The organism is Brevundimonas sp. Soil_N_31, from assembly GCF_057655995.1.
In genome coordinates, this window is sequence record NZ_JBDGLE010000015.1 from 13,113 (window position 1) to 28,718 (window position 15,606).

Sequence of the window (15,606 nt, forward strand, 5' to 3'; positions counted from 1 at the left end):
CGAGCCATGACCCAGAAGACACCCGTGACCGTCCTCACCGGCTACCTCGGCGCCGGCAAGACCACCCTGCTGAACCGCATCCTCACCGAGGATCACGGCAAGCGCTACGCCGTCATCGTCAATGAGTTCGGCGAGATCGGCATCGACAACGACCTGGTGGTCGGCGCCGACGAGGACGTGTTCGAGATGAACAACGGCTGCGTCTGCTGCACGGTGCGCGGCGACCTGATCCGTGTGGTCAACGGCTTGATGAAGCGCCAGCGCCCCGGCAAGCCCGCCTTCGACGCCATCATCGTCGAGACCACCGGCCTGGCCGACCCCGGCCCGGTGGCCCAGACCTTCTTCGTCGACGACGAGGTCAAGGCCAAGACCCAGCTGGACAGCGTGACCGCCCTGGTCGACGCCAAACACGTCATGGCGCGTCTGGACGACTCCAAAGAGGCGCGCGAGCAGGTCGCCTTCGCCGACCGCATCATCCTGAACAAGATCGACCTAGTGGACGAGGCCCAACTGGCCGCCGTCGAGGCCCGCCTGCGCGCGCTGAACCCCCTGGCCCCCATCGTCCGCGCCGAGCGTTCGAACGTGCCGCTGGATCAGGTGCTGGGCCTGCACGCCTTCGATCTGGACCGCATCCTCGAGGTCAAGCCGGACTTCGTGAACCCGCCCCACGGCGCCGAGGGCCACGTCCACGACGAGCACTGCGGCCACGATCACGGGCATGACCACGTTCATGACGAGCACTGCGGCCATGAGCATCACGACCATGGGCACGATCATGCACACGGTCCGCGCGGCCACGCCCACGAGGACGACATCAAGGGCGTCTCCCTGACGCTGGACCGCCCGCTGAACGGCGCCAAATTCACCGCCTGGCTGGACAAGCTGCTGGGCGAACAGGGCCAGAACATCCTGCGCGCCAAGGGCATCATCGACGTTCAGGGCGAGGATCGCCGCCTGGTCTTCCAGGCCGTGCACATGATCCTCGAAGGCGACCTTCAGCAGCCCTGGGGCGAGAAGGAGCGCCGCTGGAGCCGCGCTGTCTTCATCGGCCGCGATCTGGACGAAGCCGCCCTGAAGGCCGGATTCGAGGCCTGCGCCGCATGAACCCGCCGCCCCGCCCGCGCACCGAAGCCAAGCTGATCTACGGCACGCCCGAGTTCGAGATCGTGCAGCACGGCGACCACGTCCGCTGCGCCGTCTCAGGCGCGCCGATCCCGCTGGAGGCGCTCAACTACTGGAGCGTCGAACTTCAGGAAGCCTATGCGTCCGGCGAGCTGATGACGAAGCGCTGGGTCGAAACGCATAAGTAAACCCTCTCCCGGCGGGAGAGGGCTTGAGGCTCGGGGAGCGGCATTGGGTAGCAAACTCACCTAAATAAATTTCTGAATCAAAACGACTTTCTGTACATTCTGTTCTGCAGGTGACGCCTATCAGGAAGCGTCAAGCCGCCACGCATCTGATCCGGGAGCGTGCCGTAGGACAGGAGATATGCCGACAAACCAAGACCTGGTGCCTCTAGGCGCCGCCAACCCGCTCGCGCTTCATGCGCTCATTCGCAAATACGCAGAGATCGCAACCCAGGCCGATCAAGTCCGATCGGCTCTACAGAGATTGACGAGTGACCTGACCCACATCGAAGGGGCTATTCGACTTCTCGACTCTTCTGTCGACATCAGCGCGATCCGACTCAATCGTGCGGCATCCAGACGCTCGCAGAAGGGCGGGGTAACCAGCATCCTGTTGGATGTGCTTCGGGAGGCAGATGAGCCGCTGCCGCCAAGGACGATCACCACACGCATCATGAGACGGCGCGGAATATGCACCGAAGACGCGGTGCAATTTGACGCCACGCTGAAACGCGTCCGCGCCAGCCTGAGGAAACAAAGAATTCAAGGCGTGCTCCATCCCGTCGGAAAGGATGGGCTCGTCCAACTATGGGATATTGTTCAATGACCTATCCGTACCCCTACCCCATGGTTCTGACCAAAGGAGACAATCATCTGGAAATCACACGGGACCCTGCCGATAGCGCCAGCTTCGTCGGGCTCCATAATGGTCGCCCTGTCGTTCGCGGCAGCGAAACGGCGCTCGTGTTGCGTGCGTTGATCGGTTGCAACTGATCTCAACGGCAACGCGGCTTATTCGATCACGGGCATGCCCTTGAAGATCGCGGGCGACGGAGGTGGCCCGTCGGTCCAGTGCCAGGTCTCGCGGGTGCGCATCAGCTCCTGCGTGACCTGGGCGGGGACGGCCGGGATGTCGACCGGCGTGGGGGCGTAGGTCCCCGACGGCGCCAGGTTCAGTCGGAACCGATGAGGGAAGCCGCCGAAGCGCACTTCGATCACCATGTCGCGGACCATGCCCTCGGGGATGACGATCTGTTCCGCCAGGATGGCGCCGCCGTGGGCTGTGCCGGGGTCGATAGTCGTCGTCTCCAGCATGGTTCGGCCCAGGGTGGAGATGGTCTGGCGAAGGCGTCGTTGGATGTGGTCGTGCGACGCCTGTAACTGCCCTGAGGCGCTGCGGTAGGCGATGTCGTGGCGGCGCGGGTGATCCTCCATCTCCTGGAGAGTGAGGAAATACTCCACCGCCGCGTCGGCCCAGGCGAGGTTCATCTCCCGTTGGGCGGACATACGGGCGGTGTGGCGCAGATAGTCGAAGTCCTGAACGCTGTAGGGCTGCCCATCCAGATAGAGGCGCACGTCCTCTGAGCCGATGTTGATGGGATAGCCGGAGGTGTTGAAGGCGGCGATCGAGAAGTAGAATTTCTGGGTGTCGTTGTAACGGACCGGCAGCAGCATGATCGCCCCTGACGGCCCGTTTGACACCATCAGGGCGTTGCCGCGCGAGAAGCGCACGCCCACGCCGTGATCGGCGGTGGGGATCATCCGCACCTCCGCCGGCGGCGTGGTGGCAGCGCAGCCGGTCAGCAGGGCGCCGGCGCTTGCCAGGATAAGCAGCCTTTTCATCGGCGTTTCGCTCCTACGGCGCCCAGGATGCCGATGAGCAGACCGATGATCGCGCCTATCGGTCCTGCAACGAAAAAGCCGACCGCGCCGAACATCAGACCCGCCAGACACCCCATAATCGCCCCTCGTGAAGAATAGGACATAGATGTCCTAGAGAGGTTACCGCTCCGCTAACACCATCGCGCCGATGGAATGGGAGCAGATCGTCGGCGCAAATATCAGGCGCCTCCGCAAGGAACGCGGCCTAAGCCAGGAGGCGTTGGCAGGGGAAGCGGGATTGGCGATGCGTCATCTGGGGCGCATTGAACGCGGCGAGGGTAATCCGACGGTGGCGATTTTGGGCAAGTTGGCTGAAGTGTTGGGCGTCCTTCCGACGGATTTTTATGCCGTCGGCCAATAGGGCCGCTCCTGACTCGACGCGGTCTTTGGCGACGCCCGCTTTCGGGCATGTTCCTTCAGCTTCACTTGACCCGAGGCGGACGCTCTAAGCGGCAAGTCGAACGCGATGGAAGGGCCGATGCAAACGGATATGTCGTCATGTTGTCGTGAAGCGGTGATCGGACTGCCAAGCCTGGACGTTAGGGATCGCGCCTTGGCACAAGGGCGCAAGCGTGACGCACCACTTTGACGAAGAGAGGGCGCGTTGGCTGTTGCGAGAGATCCTGCCGCACGAACCGGCCTTGCGGGCCTGGTTGATGCGCCGAAGGGTGGACGGTCTGGAGCCGGATGATGTGATCCAGGAGGCCTATAGCCAACTGGCGGCACGGGACCGCGTGGATGATATTCGCCACCCGAGGGCCTATCTGTTCCAGACGGCGCGTTCGCTTCTGTCGCGCCATGTGCGGCGGTTGCGGGTCATTCCCCTTAAGGCGTTGGATGATGTCGAGGAGGGCGGCCTTTTTGACGACGCCCCGTCGCCGGAGCAGGCCGCGTCGGACCGGGACGCTTTACGCCGCCTGGCAGAGGCGATTGCGGCCTTGCCGCCTCAAGCGCGACGGGCTCTGATCCTGCGACGTGTGCATGATCTGCCGCAGCAGGAGATCGCGCGGCGCATGGGGCTATCCGAGAATACGGTCGAAAAGCATATCGCTCGGGGCATAAGGCTGCTGATTGATTGGCGGGCGAATGGCGGAAAGGTGCCGCCTCACGTCTCTTCCACTATCAAAACAACGACAGGCGCTCCCGATGGGCGAAAGACCGACCAGCCGACAGATCGACGATCAGGCCGCCGACTGGGCCGCCCGCCGCGACCGGGGTGCTCTGTCCGAGGCTGATCGCGTAGCCCTGAAGTCGTGGCTGGCGAGCGATCCTCGCGCGGCTGGCGCCCTGTTGCGAGCCGAGGCGGTGGTGCTGGAGACCCGGTCGGCGCGCGCACTGGGGCTGGATTTCGATCCCGGTGGTTTTTCTACGGTTCACCGTGCGGCGGCAGAAGGGGGGGCGCTGTCGCGGCGGCGTTTGCTGACCTGGGGCGGGGCGGCCGCCGCCTCTATCGCCGTCGGCCTTGTTGCGGCTCCGTTGCTGACGGCGGGAAAGGCGCATGCCACCGCTGTCGGAGAAGTGCGTCTGGTGCCTCTGGCTGGTGGCTCTACCATGACGTTGAACACCGACAGTCGGGCCGTGGTTCGCTTGTATGACGGTCGCTATGAAATCGAGGTGACGCGCGGTGAGGCCTTTTTCATCGTGACTCAACATACGGGCCGACCTTTGACGGTCAGGATCGGGGATCGGTCGATTGAGGCGGTCAGCGGCGGTTTCGTTGTGCGTCATCTGGACGGAGGTCTGTCGGAAGTCGCCGTTCAGAGCGGTGAGGTCCGGCTGGACGCTGGCGCTAGCGATCATGTGATTCATGCCAATGCGCGCGCGACCTTCAGCGACAAGGGTGGGGCGCAGATGGTCGAAGCGACGGCACGCGACATCGATCGTTCCCTGGCCTGGCGCGAAGGCAAGCTGGCCTTCGAAGGCGAGACCCTGGCCGAGGCTGCGGCCGCCTTCGCCCGCTATGGCGGGCCGCGTATCCGGGTGACGGATCCGGCGCTGGCGCAGGAGCCCATCACCGGCCTGTTCGCGGCCAATGATCCCGCTGGCTTCAGCCGAGCAGCCGCGCTGGCCCTCGGAGGAAAGGTCGAGCCTTCGGGCGAGGGGCTGATGATCATTCGGTAAAGTGACGACGAAAGTTTCGTGACGCATGGCGGAGGGCAAGGCCTGACGCCTCTTCGTCCCTGAAAGCGCCGTCGGCGCGTCGGGGAATTTCCATGCCTTCCAATCGTAGTCTTCTGTCATGCGGCGCGGCCGCGGTGGTCTTGTGCGTCGCTTCTCAGGCTGCCGCCCAGACGAGGACCTTCAATATTCCGGCTCAGACGGCCGTCAGGGCCATTCCTGAGTTCGCCCAGCAGGCTCAGATCCAGGTGGTGGCGCCGGCGCGTGATCTGAAGGGGGTGCGCACGCCAGCGGTCAGCGGCGATCTTGAGGTGCAGGTCGCGCTGTCGCGCTTGATCGCGGGCACGCCGCTCCGCGTGGCTGCGAACGAGGGCGGCGTCGTAACCCTGCGGTCTGTCCTGGGCGCAGGGCTCGTCGAGGCGGCGTCCTTCCAGGAAGAAGCGGCGGCCGTCACCGATATTGTCGTGACAGGTTATCGTCGGCAGAATGAACTGGCGGTCCAGCAAAAACGCCAGGCTGACATCGAAGCCGAATATCTGACCACGGACGAAACCGGGCAGGCGCCGGACTTCAACATCGCCGACGCTCTGCGTCGGGTTCCCGGCGTGGACACCATCTTCGATGAAGATGAAGGCCGTTACGTCACCATTCGCGGCATGGACCCTGACTACACCAGCGGCATGATGGACGGCGCCATGCTGGGGTCGTCCGAACGCAACAACCGTCGCCTGAACATGGAGGCCATTCCTTCGACGGTGGTGAAGACCGCTGAGGTCAGGAAGTCGCGTACGCCGGACATGGAGGGCAACGCCGTCGGCGGCTCGATCAACATGATCACCCGTTCGGCGTTTGACACCCGCGGCGCCTTCTTCGTCGCCAACGCTTTTGCGGGCGTCTATGACTCAACGGGGGTTCCGGGTGACGACGGCCTTTCGTACCGAACGGCTGCGACCTATGCGACGCGCCTTGGCGACAATGACCAGTTCGGCGTCGTGGCGGCCCTGACCTTTCTGCGCCGCAAGCGCGATCAGGAACGGAGCAACCCGTCCAGCTATGCCCTGCGTGACGGGGCCTATGTCCCGACCGGCTTTCAGACGAACGCCTATCCGTTGAGCTCGGACCGCTACGGCGGCTTCCTGAAGCTGGAATATCGTCCGTCGGATGCGTTCCGAGCCGCCGTCACCGCCTCCCTGTTTCAGCAGGATGAAGACGAACTACGCCTGACCAACCACTTCTATCTTCAAGGCCCGATCACGGTTGCGGACGGCATCGCCACGGCGCAGCGGGGACGTAGCTACGCGCGCTACAACGACTTCCCGATCGAAAAGCCGATGAAGACCTTCAACGGCACGTTCGAGTGGAACCTGACGGACCGATCGATGTTGGATATGCGCGCGTCGTGGTCGCAAGCCGCCTTCATCGAGACCTCGAACGAATTGCGCTTCATTACGCCGACCAATCGCGGTGAACTGGCGTCGACAGTCGATCTGACCGGGAATTTTCCGATCCTGACCGTTGTTGATCCAACCTATTATCACGACGCCAGCAAGTACGCCTTTGACTACTACAAGCCCTACATCGATGATTCCGTGGACACGGTCGCCGAGGTCGAGGCCAACTACGGCTGGAATATTGCATCGGGATCGCGCGGCTGGGGCTTCAAGGTCGGGGGAAAGCTGCGCCGTACCGATCGTGAGATGGATCGCTCCGAGTCCACCTGGAAGCTGGCGTCCGGCCAGAGCTTGTCGATGGAAGGCTTCACAGACGGCTTCTATCAGCCGATCGACAGCACCACGCCCATGCTGGTGCCGGATTTCGAGCCGTTCTGGGACTATTTTAGCGCCAATCCCGCCAGGTTCGTTGAAACCCAGAACAACCAGTTGGGCGACTATCGCTTAAAGGAAGATGTAGCGGCGGCCTATCTCTCCGCCACCTATGAAACGGATCTGTTCAAGGTCGTCGGGGGGCTTCGCTACGAAGAGACATCCACCCAGGTTCATCGCCCGCAAAGCGGTCTAGGCGAAGTGACCTTTGTTGACCATGAGGCCAGCTACGGCAACTGGCTGCCGTCGGTCACTGCCTATTGGAACCTGACCGACCCGCTGCGTGTCCGCGCTTCCTACTACAAGGCGGTTGGTCGCCCGAACCCCAGCGCTCTGGCGCTTGGCGAGGTGTTCAGCGTCAGCGTCGACGGAGAGATGGTCATCACTCGCGGCAACCCCTATCTTCTGGCGCGAGAGGCCGACAACTATAGCCTGGGTCTGGAATATTACTTCCCCGATAACCAGGGCATCCTGTCGGTAGGCGTCTATCGCAAGGAAATCGCCAACGAGATCTTCACCGGCCGCACGACGGGTCTGTACGAGGGCGAGGAAGTCACGTTCAACCAGTCCATGAACATGGCGGACGCCCAGGTCAGCGGCGTCGAGTTCAACGCTGTCAGGAACCGTCTCGACTTCCTGCCGGGGCGTTTGTCCAATCTCGGAGTTTCCGCCAATTTGACGCTGCAACGCGGCGAGTCGGAGGTCCTGATGGATGACGAGAGCACGCGTATCTTGAAATTCATGCGTGAGCAGCCGCGCCAACTGTTCAACGCCTCGGTCTTTTATCGCGAAGGCCCGCTTCAGCTTCGGGCCACCTATGCCGCCAAGTCAGCCTATCTGCACACGATCAATCTGGGGCAGACCGGGACGGCGGAAGATCGCTATGAAACGCCGTACGAGCAGGTGGATCTTCAGGCGCGCTGGGACGTGAATGATCGCATCCAGTTCATCGCTGAAGCCAAGAATATCACCGACGAAGCCCGCGTGAACATTCAGAATCTGGATGACCCGCTGGTCCGGGATCACAACTACACCGGCCGCTCATTCTGGCTGGGCGTTTCCTACAAGCTTTGATGCGATTGGGATCCTGAGCGATGAGGCACCAGCCCATCGCCTCGGCTCCCGTCGCCAATTCAGGACAGATCATGATCTTTGTATTGCGCAAGCTGGCGCCGGGGACGGCGGCTGTTTCTCTGGCGGCCTGCGCGGCCATGCCGCCGTTGGTCGGCGCCAGCCCCGGTTCCGACTATGACTACAGGCTGATCGAGCCGGGTGGCGAGGCCGCCGTGCGCGCTCACGTCCTGACCATCGACCTCACGCGCCCTGACCTTCGCTTCGGAGTGACGCCTGGAGACACCAGCCTCGGCATGGAATATGTGGCGCGCCTGACCAGTGCATATCTGGAAGAGACCGGCGCCAAGGTCGCGATCAACGCCAGCTACTTCCTGCCCTTCAAAGGGGGAAGCGAGGGCGGATCAGACTACTATCCCCATGTCGGCCAAGCCGTCAGTGTATCGGGCGCGGCGCTCAGCAATGGGCGGGCGACGTCGCCGGTCGAGACACATCTGGACGAGCGGGTGGATTCCATCATCTGCTTCGCAGGGGCCCATGTGGTGATCGAAGATGGGCAGGTTTGCCCCGACGGCTATGCCGATGGGGTCGCTGCGGGACCGCGTCTACTGGAAGCCGGTCGACGCCTGGATTTCCGCGACGCCCATGCCGGCAGCCGTCATCCGCGCACGGCCATCGGCGTTTCGGCGGATCGCAAGACCGCCTGGATCGTCGTGGTCGACGGTCGCCAGACGTCAAGTGCGGGACAGACCCTGCCGGAATTGGCGGATCTGTTCGTCGGTCTGGGGGCGGCGGATGCGATCAATCTGGACGGGGGCGGCTCGTCCACCCTGGCGGTTGACGACGGGCAGGGGCATGCGCGCATCCTGAACTCGCCGATTCATACGAAGGTGCCGGGACGAGAGCGCCCGGTGGCCAATCATATTGCCCTGTTTTGGGGAGATGACCGATGAAAAGGCTGTTGCTGCTGGCGCTGGTGGTCCTGATCGCAGGGCCGGCCATGGCGGATACCGACGCCATCGCGCGTCGCCTGTCATCGGGCGAAGGGGTCATGGTGGTGGCCCACCGCGCTTGCTGGAACGGTGCGCCCGAGAACTCCGTCGCGGCTATCGAGGCGTGCGTCCGCCTGGGCGTGGACATGATCGAACTGGATGTTCGCAACACCAGCGACGGGGCTCTGGTCCTGCTGCATGACGGTACGCTTGACCGAACAACGGACGGCACCGGTCCTTTGTCGGCCCTCCGGCTGGAGCAGGTCCGCGCCTTGCGCTTGAAGGACGGAGGCGGCGGCGAGGCGGTGTTGACCGAACATCAAGTTCCGACCCTGGAGGAGGCTCTCCTGGCGGCGCGGGGCCGGATCATGGTCAACCTGGACCTCAAGGTCGAGAGCGAGGTCGAGGTCATGCATCTGCTTGACCGGCTGGGCATGGCCGATCAGGTCCTGATGAAGTTGCGCGCGGAACCGAGCTCGGCGCGCCTACGCAACGCTCCCTTCCTTGGTCGCACGCATTTCATGCCGATTGTCGGACGCTGCGCTCGCGGCGGGCGTCCGCCTTGCGCCATGGAGTTGGAGGTCCCGTTGGCGGCTTTCGATCTCTACAGACCGGTCGCCTATGAGGTGGCCTTCTTGGGGGATCGGGTCTTTCTACGTGAAGCGGCCGGATCCAGACGGCTTCCTGGCGCCCGCATCTGGGTCAACAGCCTGGGTGAGGATGACCGCCAGGCCCTGGCCGATCCCGAAGGGGTCTGGGGCGGGTTGATCCGAGACGGAGCCAGCATGATCCAGACGGATGAACCAGAGGCTTTGATGAAATACCTCGGGCGAAGGTGATGCATGTACGAGAAGCGCTTGTTTGCGCAGCGCAACGTCTGGTTCTTAGCTCTGAACCAATGTCCACACATGGCGCATTGCCGTCAGGCGGTTTGCAGCCAGTCGGCCGCCCCAGCGCGAACCGCCTTGGTCAGGTCTTCGATCAGGCGTGTGGTGATGCGTAGGTGCTGCCAGAAAAGTGGTACGTCGACGATGATGCCGGGGGCAAGATCGACCAGACGGCCTGACGCGATCAACGGAGCGGCAAGGCGTTCCGGCGTCAGGGACCAGGCGACGCCAGCCAGAGTGAAATCCAGAAACCCCTGGGTGGACGGCACCCAGTGGGTCGACCCTTCGACCGGACTTCCAACGACCTTTTCAGTCCACTTGAGTTGCAGCCGATCACGGGGGCTGAAGCGGAGCACCGGCGCCTCCGTCAGCCGCGCCGTCGTCACGCCGCTCGGGAAATAGCGATCGCGATAGTCCGGCGTCGCGGCGGCCAAGTAGCGAAGCGACCCCAGCGGCAGGGTGCGGCATCCTGCGACGGCCTTTCCCGCTGTGGTCACGGCGGCGATCACCTCGCCTGCGCGCAGGCGCTCTGCGGTGTCGGCCTCGTCGTCGAGCACCAGGGACAGGGTGTTCGGCTGGGCGGCGGCGAAGCGGGCGGCCGCGCCAGGGAACCAGGTGCCGAGGCTGTCGGCGTTGAGGGCGATCTTCAAGGTCGGGCGCGCGCCGCCGAACGCGGCGGCCCAGACGGGATCGCCCGCCATCATGTCGTGCTCCAGAAGAGCCACCTGATCGAAGTGGGCCGCCAGCCGCGCCCCTGCCTCGGTCGGTCGGCACGGCGTCGCGCGAATGACCAAGGGCAGACCTAACCGCTCCTCCAATCCTTTCACGCGCTGGGACACGGCCGAGGGCGTGACCGACAGGGCTTCGGCGGCCGCATCGAAGGAGCCGGTGCGGATGACGGCGGCAAGGGCCGCGAGGGCGGGATAGTCTAACATTAGGACAGCTAATCTAGCCTAAGCAGGATTAGTTCGGCTACGGCCCTGCGCCATGCGATCAGCATCTCATGATCGTTTCCATTCTTCCGGCCCTGGCGAAGGGTTTCGCCCTGTCGGCCAGCCTGATCGTCTCCATCGGCGCCCAGAACATGTTCGTGCTGCGGCAGGGGCTGCGGCGCGAGCATGTCCTGCCGGTCGTCCTGTTCTGCGCCGTGGCGGATTCCGTTCTCGTCATCGCCGGCGTGAATGGTCTAGGCCGGTTGCTGGCGGCGGTTCCCGGTCTATCGGCGGCGTTGAGCCTCGGCGGCGCCGCCTTCCTGACCTGGTACGCCGTAGGGGCCTTTCGGCGGGCAATGCGCTCGGAGGCTCTGGTCATTGAGGACGGCGCAGGTCTGTCGCTCGGGGCGGCGCTGGCGGCCACCGCCGCCTTCACCCTGCTGAACCCGCATGTCTATATCGACACCGTCATGTTGATGGGGGCCGTCGGATCCAGCTTGCCCGAGAGCCAGCGCCTGTTTTTCATCATCGGAGCCTCGACCTTCGCCGCTGTCTGGTTCGCGGCCATCGGGTTTGGCGCACGCTTTCTGGCGCCGCTCTTCGCACGCCCGCTCGCCTGGCGCGTGCTGGATGTCGTCACGGGCCTGATGATGACCGTCATCGCCATCATCCTGGTGCGCGGCGTCTTCGCCTGACGCCATTTCAGAACATCGAGGTCCTCATGAACCCGCCCGTCATCACCCCGGAAATCTACGCCCTGCGTCCGGATTTCGCCGCGCTCAGCATCCTGGTCGCTGGCGCGCGCAATGGGCCGAGCGCTTCTTATTACGCCGAACAGTTGCGTCTAGCGTGTGAGGCGCACGAGCCTGAGTGGGCTGAGGCGCATCTGGACGCCTGGCGGGGCGCCTACCGCGCCTTCGGCGCCAAGCCGCAGCGGACGCCATGCTCCGTCGAGGCCTTGCGTAAGCGGGCGCAGCGGGATGGGGCCTTGCCGCCGGTGAACGCCGTCGTCGATCTCTACAATGCGATCAGCCTTCGTTACGCCCTTCCGAGCGGCGGCGAGGATGCGGACGCCTACGCCGGGACGCCCAGGCTGGTCGTCGCCCAGGGCGGCGAGGCCTTCGACACGGCGCAGAACGGCGAACCGAAGACCGAGATGATTGATCCCGGCGAGGTCATCTGGCGCGATGATCACGGTGCGACCTGCCGGCGATGGAACTGGCGGCAGGGAGTACGGACGCGGATCACCGACGACAGCACCGCCATGTGGTTCATCCTTGAGCGCCTGGACCCCATGCCGATACCCGCCCTGCTGCAGGCGGGCGACGACCTGATCGCTGGGTTGAAGCGTCTCAGTCCGTCGCTGCAGGCGAGCAGTCTTCTCCTTCAACGCGCAGACTGACCGACCGTCCGTCACAGACTGAAGCCAAGCCTGATTTGAGCCGACCGCTGCGTCGGGCCTCACTGGGGCGATATTCTGGAGCAGAAGCATGGCGCTGTTTTCGGGCCTTTCAGCCTTTCCCATCACCCCGATGACGCCCGAAGGCGAGGTCATTGCGCCTGACCTGCAGCGGTTGGCCCGGCGCATCGAGGCGGGCGGCGCCGATTCCATAGGTCTGCTCGGCAGCACCGGGACCTATATGTTCCTGAGCCGCGACCAACGGCGACGCGCCGTGGCGGCGGCTGTTGAAGCCGTCGCCTCAATCCCGATCATCGTTGGCGTCGGCGCCATGCGGACCGACGAGGCCCAGGCCCTGGCGCGGGATGCGGCGGCAGAGGGCGCGTCCGGCCTGCTCCTGGCGCCGGTCAGCTATACGCCGTTGACGGAGGAGGAGGTCTTTCAGCACTTCCTCGCCGTCGCTTCCGCCACGGACCTGCCGCTATGCATCTACAGCAATCCCGGCACGACCAACTTCACCTTCAGGCCGGAACTGGTCGCGCGTCTGGCGGCGATCCCGACCGTGGCGGCGATCAAGCTGCCGCTGCCGGCGTCCGGCGACATCGCAGCCGATCTGGCGGCCTTTCGGCAGGCGGCGCCGGGCCTGTCCGTCGGCTACAGCGGCGACTGGGGCTGCAAGGCAGCGCTGCTGGCGGGCGCCGACTGCTGGTACAGCGTGGCTGGCGGGCTGTTTCCTGAACAAGCCGCCGCGCTCGCGGCGGCGGCTGTCAGAGGCGATCGCGAGGAAGCGGACCGATGCGACGCCGCCTTCGCCGGCATGTGGAACCTGTTCCGCGCCCACGGCAGTCTTCGACTGATATACGCGGTAGCGAACATGCTGGGGCTGACCGAGACCCAGCCGCCGAAGCCGCTTTTGGGGCCCGATGCGATGCTGAAGGCCAGTCTCCTGAAGGCGTTGCCGCGCTAGGACTACAGGGAGCATCCAATATCCGCCTTCGGCCAGGGCTCTATCCGTTCGGCGTTCAATCAAATCGCACCAATTCGATCAGGCCTTTTCGTCCTTCCAGTTGTCATCAACAGGGGCGGCTGCTTAGCAGGGTGTTGCCGCGCCTCAGGACGCTGCCTGTCTGGCTTCGCGAATGTCGATTCGGGCGCGGCGGCCGTGCTTGTCCATCAGGTGGAGAAGGTTGGCACCGTTGAGCAGGGTCAGGGGCTTGCCGTTGGCGAACTGATAGGCGTCGGGCCCATAGTCCGCAGTCGTGACCAGAATCCCCTTGGAGGCGCCTTCGTTCATGACTGTGCCGTAGAGGTCGCGCACTGCGGCGACGCCGACCGTGCGGGTATAGCGTTTGGCCTGGATGACGATCTTGCCGCCGCTGATGGGGTCGGGATCGAAGGCGACGGCGTCCACACCGCCGTCGCTGCTGGAGCGCGTGACCTTGACCTCGCCGCCGCGCGAGCGGAATTCCTCCTCGAAGAGTTCGCGGACCAGATGCTCGAAGTCTTCCCACGACATGCTGGCGAGGTTCGTGCCTTCATCAAGGGTCTGCGCGACGTCCCGGCCCTCGATGAAGCGACGGTCTTCGCGGTCCATCTCCATGACAGGCGGCACGGCGGTCAGCGAGGCCAGGCTGGCGGCGGACACGCCCTTGAGGCTCTTGAAACAGGCCTTAGGGTCGACGCGGGCGAGATCGATCGCCTCAAGGCTGGCGCGGTCCACCAGGACCGACAGCAGGCAGACGCGGGCTTCCTGACCGGTGCGGGGATCGACGTATTCGACCTGGCCATTGAAGAGGATGCGACCGATATTGTGGTCGACGTCTGCTTCGAACAGCTCGTGCAGCGTGCGCAGGCAGATCTGATAGGCGACGCTTTCGAAATTGCCCTTGCGATCGCGTTCGGAGATCAGGGTCTCCTTCATTTCTCCGGTGGCCTTGACGAACCGCACGTTTTTCACGCCCGGCAAGGCGTCCGGCGCGGGCAGATCGTAGCTGACGAGCAGCAGGCGATCCTCAGGCCGGTACTGGACTTCGTAGGACTTCTCGAAAAGACCGTCGTAGTCGGAGGCCTCCAGAACGAGGCTGGCATGTTCGACCACCGCTTCGGGGTCGCCCGCCGACACCGACATGCGCAGGGCGTCGACCTTGGCGTTGGCTTCGGCCTGTTCGGCGAGGAAGGCGTTGTTGGCGACCTCGTGCTCGTCCCAGAAGTCCTTCTCGGCCTTCTGCCAGTGACCGACCTCGGCGGCGTGGCGGGCGCGGCCGAGCGCTTCCTGGGCCTCCCAGGCGGCCACAGCTTCGCGATGCTTGCCGGCTGCCTCTTCGCGGATGCGCTCTGCCTTGCCGATCAAACGGCTCCAGAAAGAGATGGTCGGCGCCGTGAAGGTGGGGGCGGGGAAAGGGGTGAAGACGGGCTTGGCCTGCGGGAAGCGCAGAGGCATGGGATAGGCGCTACGGTCCTTCAGCGCCTCCCAGTCGACAGCGTCATTGACCGAGAGAGTGTGGGCCAGGATGAGGCCCAGGCTGTCGAGCCGCTGAAGGGCGTCCGCCGTCATCTCGTCCGCCGACTCCTTGCCGGACTGCAGCAGGGCCTTGATCTGATGCTGCTCCCACTTCTCGTCCCAGGCGGCGAGGAGGGCGTCGACCTTGCTCTGGAGAATGAACCTCTCCGGCGCGCTGAGCTCCCGATGCAGGTTCATCTTCGAATGGCGCAGGTCGATGTAGTAGCGAAGGATCCGCGTGCCGGCGGCGTTCCAGCGCGCGGTGAGAGGACCGGCGACGAGATTATCGAGGTTGGATGATCTAAGAACGAGGTCCGCCACAAATCCCCCTGGAAGAACGCGAATCAATGAAAGCCGTGCGTTGGGACATGTACCCCTCGCCTACTCAGGCGCAACCCTGGATATTCCACGTCAGGAGGGGCGCGTACGCAGGGTGCCGCGTCCGCGATCTGCACTTCGCCATCGAACAGGTGCGCGATCTGCTGGCCTTGGCGGACCGCCGCGATCAGTCGTGCGCCACAGTGGACGAACTGACGCGCGCGCATCTGACCGAGGTCGAGCGCAAGATCGCCGACCTAGAGGGCCCGCGTCGTGGAACCTACAACCTGCTGTCGCGATGCTGGCAGGGCACAATCTCGACCTGTCTGATCATCGAGGCCCTGGGGCCAGCGCAGGCCGAATAGATGTTGGCTTTCAGGAGAAGCTGCGAAGCCGGACCGGAAAGGTCCTCCATCGTGAGACGATCAAGCGCTACGGCTTTATCTTTGATGAAACAGCTCAGAGGGCGGCTGAACCACATTGACGTGACCCCCTGAAACTCCTCCAGGAATAGCTAGAGTCCGCCCTAACGAAGGACGGACAGAATGAAGCGATCAA

At 64.2% G+C, this 15,606-nt stretch carries 17 protein-coding genes; 14 read left to right on the forward strand and 3 right to left on the reverse strand.

Annotation, left to right across the window (positions count from 1 at the left end; translation table 11 throughout):
* Positions 1–6: 6 nt before the first annotated feature.
* The 4 genes from AC3A3G_RS15890 (at position 7) to AC3A3G_RS15905 (ending at position 2,120) form a co-directional block, all read left to right on the forward strand.
* Positions 7–1,104 (forward strand): CobW family GTP-binding protein, encoded by a 1,098-nt coding sequence (locus AC3A3G_RS15890; RefSeq protein WP_487488688.1) that lies wholly within the window; start codon positions 7–9, stop codon positions 1,102–1,104.
* Positions 1,101–1,310 (forward strand): DUF2093 domain-containing protein, encoded by a 210-nt coding sequence (locus tag AC3A3G_RS15895; protein WP_269299865.1) that lies wholly within the window; start codon positions 1,101–1,103, stop codon positions 1,308–1,310. Before AC3A3G_RS15890 ends, AC3A3G_RS15895 begins: the two co-directional genes overlap by 4 nt.
* Before the next feature lie 178 nt (positions 1,311–1,488).
* Positions 1,489–1,953 (forward strand): hypothetical protein, encoded by a 465-nt coding sequence (locus tag AC3A3G_RS15900; protein ID WP_292055757.1) that lies wholly within the window; start codon positions 1,489–1,491, stop codon positions 1,951–1,953.
* Positions 1,950–2,120, forward strand: coding sequence for a hypothetical protein (locus tag AC3A3G_RS15905; RefSeq protein WP_200168600.1), 171 nt, complete (start codon positions 1,950–1,952; stop codon positions 2,118–2,120). The genes AC3A3G_RS15900 and AC3A3G_RS15905 overlap by 4 nt, the downstream gene beginning before the upstream one ends.
* An 18-nt stretch (positions 2,121–2,138) precedes the next feature.
* Here AC3A3G_RS15905 and AC3A3G_RS15910 read toward each other — a convergent pair whose 3' ends face one another.
* The gene (locus AC3A3G_RS15910; protein ID WP_200168601.1) at positions 2,139–2,969 is read right to left on the reverse strand and encodes a hypothetical protein; all 831 of its coding nucleotides are present in this window, start codon (positions 2,967–2,969) and stop codon (positions 2,139–2,141) included.
* 187 nt (positions 2,970–3,156) lie between these two features.
* Between AC3A3G_RS15910 and AC3A3G_RS15915 the strand changes: the two genes are divergently transcribed.
* The 6 genes from AC3A3G_RS15915 (at position 3,157) to AC3A3G_RS15940 (ending at position 9,851) form a co-directional block, all read left to right on the forward strand.
* Complete coding sequence (locus AC3A3G_RS15915) at positions 3,157–3,369, forward strand: helix-turn-helix domain-containing protein (RefSeq protein ID WP_200168602.1); 213 nt, start codon at positions 3,157–3,159, stop codon at positions 3,367–3,369.
* A 250-nt stretch (positions 3,370–3,619) separates the two neighbouring features.
* The gene (locus tag AC3A3G_RS15920) at positions 3,620–4,243 is read left to right on the forward strand and encodes a sigma-70 family RNA polymerase sigma factor (protein WP_234288017.1); all 624 of its coding nucleotides are present in this window, start codon (positions 3,620–3,622) and stop codon (positions 4,241–4,243) included.
* On the forward strand, positions 4,155–5,129 hold the full coding sequence (locus AC3A3G_RS15925; protein WP_289648521.1) for a FecR family protein: 975 nt from the start codon (positions 4,155–4,157) through the stop codon (positions 5,127–5,129). The genes AC3A3G_RS15920 and AC3A3G_RS15925 overlap by 89 nt, the downstream gene beginning before the upstream one ends.
* A 92-nt stretch (positions 5,130–5,221) precedes the next feature.
* Complete coding sequence (locus AC3A3G_RS15930; RefSeq protein ID WP_487488689.1) at positions 5,222–8,023, forward strand: TonB-dependent receptor; 2,802 nt, start codon at positions 5,222–5,224, stop codon at positions 8,021–8,023.
* A 71-nt stretch (positions 8,024–8,094) separates the two neighbouring features.
* Positions 8,095–8,973: a phosphodiester glycosidase family protein gene (locus AC3A3G_RS15935; protein ID WP_200168605.1), complete on the forward strand. Its 879-nt coding sequence runs from the start codon at positions 8,095–8,097 to the stop codon at positions 8,971–8,973.
* Entirely contained in the window at positions 8,970–9,851 is an 882-nt protein-coding gene (locus tag AC3A3G_RS15940; protein ID WP_200168606.1) for a glycerophosphodiester phosphodiesterase family protein, read from the forward strand. Before AC3A3G_RS15935 ends, AC3A3G_RS15940 begins: the two co-directional genes overlap by 4 nt.
* Positions 9,852–9,934: 83 nt before the next feature.
* Here AC3A3G_RS15940 and AC3A3G_RS15945 read toward each other — a convergent pair whose 3' ends face one another.
* Positions 9,935–10,834: a LysR family transcriptional regulator ArgP gene (locus AC3A3G_RS15945; protein ID WP_200168607.1), complete on the reverse strand. Its 900-nt coding sequence runs from the start codon at positions 10,832–10,834 to the stop codon at positions 9,935–9,937.
* Positions 10,835–10,902: 68 nt separating this feature from the next.
* Here AC3A3G_RS15945 and AC3A3G_RS15950 point away from each other — a divergent pair, with 68 nt between their 5' ends.
* From AC3A3G_RS15950 to AC3A3G_RS15960, 3 genes are all read left to right on the forward strand, one after another.
* Complete coding sequence (locus AC3A3G_RS15950) at positions 10,903–11,526, forward strand: LysE/ArgO family amino acid transporter (protein WP_200168608.1); 624 nt, start codon at positions 10,903–10,905, stop codon at positions 11,524–11,526.
* A 26-nt stretch (positions 11,527–11,552) separates the two neighbouring features.
* On the forward strand, positions 11,553–12,233 hold the full coding sequence (locus tag AC3A3G_RS15955) for a B3/B4 domain-containing protein (RefSeq protein ID WP_487488690.1): 681 nt from the start codon (positions 11,553–11,555) through the stop codon (positions 12,231–12,233).
* 88 nt (positions 12,234–12,321) lie between these two features.
* Positions 12,322–13,197, forward strand: a complete 876-nt coding sequence (locus tag AC3A3G_RS15960) for a dihydrodipicolinate synthase family protein (protein ID WP_200168610.1) — start codon at positions 12,322–12,324, stop codon at positions 13,195–13,197.
* Between the two features lie 144 nt (positions 13,198–13,341).
* Here the strand turns inward: AC3A3G_RS15960 and AC3A3G_RS15965 are convergent, their stop codons facing one another.
* Positions 13,342–15,051 (reverse strand): restriction endonuclease, encoded by a 1,710-nt coding sequence (locus AC3A3G_RS15965; RefSeq protein ID WP_200168611.1) that lies wholly within the window; start codon positions 15,049–15,051, stop codon positions 13,342–13,344.
* 26 nt (positions 15,052–15,077) lie between these two features.
* Between AC3A3G_RS15965 and AC3A3G_RS15970 the strand changes: the two genes are divergently transcribed.
* Positions 15,078–15,413, forward strand: a complete 336-nt coding sequence (locus tag AC3A3G_RS15970) for a MerR family DNA-binding protein (RefSeq protein ID WP_200168612.1) — start codon at positions 15,078–15,080, stop codon at positions 15,411–15,413.
* Positions 15,414–15,606: the final 193 nt, after the last annotated feature.

What these genes read in the sequence shown, in the direction of transcription:
- AC3A3G_RS15945 (WP_200168607.1), bottom strand. Translation starts at nt 10,834, where the DNA reads ATGTTAGACTATCCCGCCCTCGCGGCCCTTGCCGCCGTCATCCGCACC.
- AC3A3G_RS15890 (WP_487488688.1), top strand. Translation starts at nt 7, where the DNA reads ATGACCCAGAAGACACCCGTGACCGTCCTCACCGGCTACCTCGGCGCC.
- AC3A3G_RS15960 (WP_200168610.1), top strand. Translation starts at nt 12,322, where the DNA reads ATGGCGCTGTTTTCGGGCCTTTCAGCCTTTCCCATCACCCCGATGACG.
- AC3A3G_RS15930 (WP_487488689.1), top strand. Translation starts at nt 5,222, where the DNA reads ATGCCTTCCAATCGTAGTCTTCTGTCATGCGGCGCGGCCGCGGTGGTC.
- AC3A3G_RS15950 (WP_200168608.1), top strand. Translation starts at nt 10,903, where the DNA reads ATGATCGTTTCCATTCTTCCGGCCCTGGCGAAGGGTTTCGCCCTGTCG.
- AC3A3G_RS15900 (WP_292055757.1), top strand. Translation starts at nt 1,489, where the DNA reads ATGCCGACAAACCAAGACCTGGTGCCTCTAGGCGCCGCCAACCCGCTC.
- AC3A3G_RS15895 (WP_269299865.1), top strand. Translation starts at nt 1,101, where the DNA reads ATGAACCCGCCGCCCCGCCCGCGCACCGAAGCCAAGCTGATCTACGGC.
- AC3A3G_RS15970 (WP_200168612.1), top strand. Translation starts at nt 15,078, where the DNA reads ATGAAAGCCGTGCGTTGGGACATGTACCCCTCGCCTACTCAGGCGCAA.
- AC3A3G_RS15915 (WP_200168602.1), top strand. Translation starts at nt 3,157, where the DNA reads ATGGAATGGGAGCAGATCGTCGGCGCAAATATCAGGCGCCTCCGCAAG.
- AC3A3G_RS15905 (WP_200168600.1), top strand. Translation starts at nt 1,950, where the DNA reads ATGACCTATCCGTACCCCTACCCCATGGTTCTGACCAAAGGAGACAAT.
- AC3A3G_RS15910 (WP_200168601.1), bottom strand. Translation starts at nt 2,969, where the DNA reads ATGAAAAGGCTGCTTATCCTGGCAAGCGCCGGCGCCCTGCTGACCGGC.
- AC3A3G_RS15940 (WP_200168606.1), top strand. Translation starts at nt 8,970, where the DNA reads ATGAAAAGGCTGTTGCTGCTGGCGCTGGTGGTCCTGATCGCAGGGCCG.
- AC3A3G_RS15925 (WP_289648521.1), top strand. Translation starts at nt 4,155, where the DNA reads ATGGGCGAAAGACCGACCAGCCGACAGATCGACGATCAGGCCGCCGAC.
- AC3A3G_RS15955 (WP_487488690.1), top strand. Translation starts at nt 11,553, where the DNA reads ATGAACCCGCCCGTCATCACCCCGGAAATCTACGCCCTGCGTCCGGAT.
- AC3A3G_RS15935 (WP_200168605.1), top strand. Translation starts at nt 8,095, where the DNA reads ATGATCTTTGTATTGCGCAAGCTGGCGCCGGGGACGGCGGCTGTTTCT.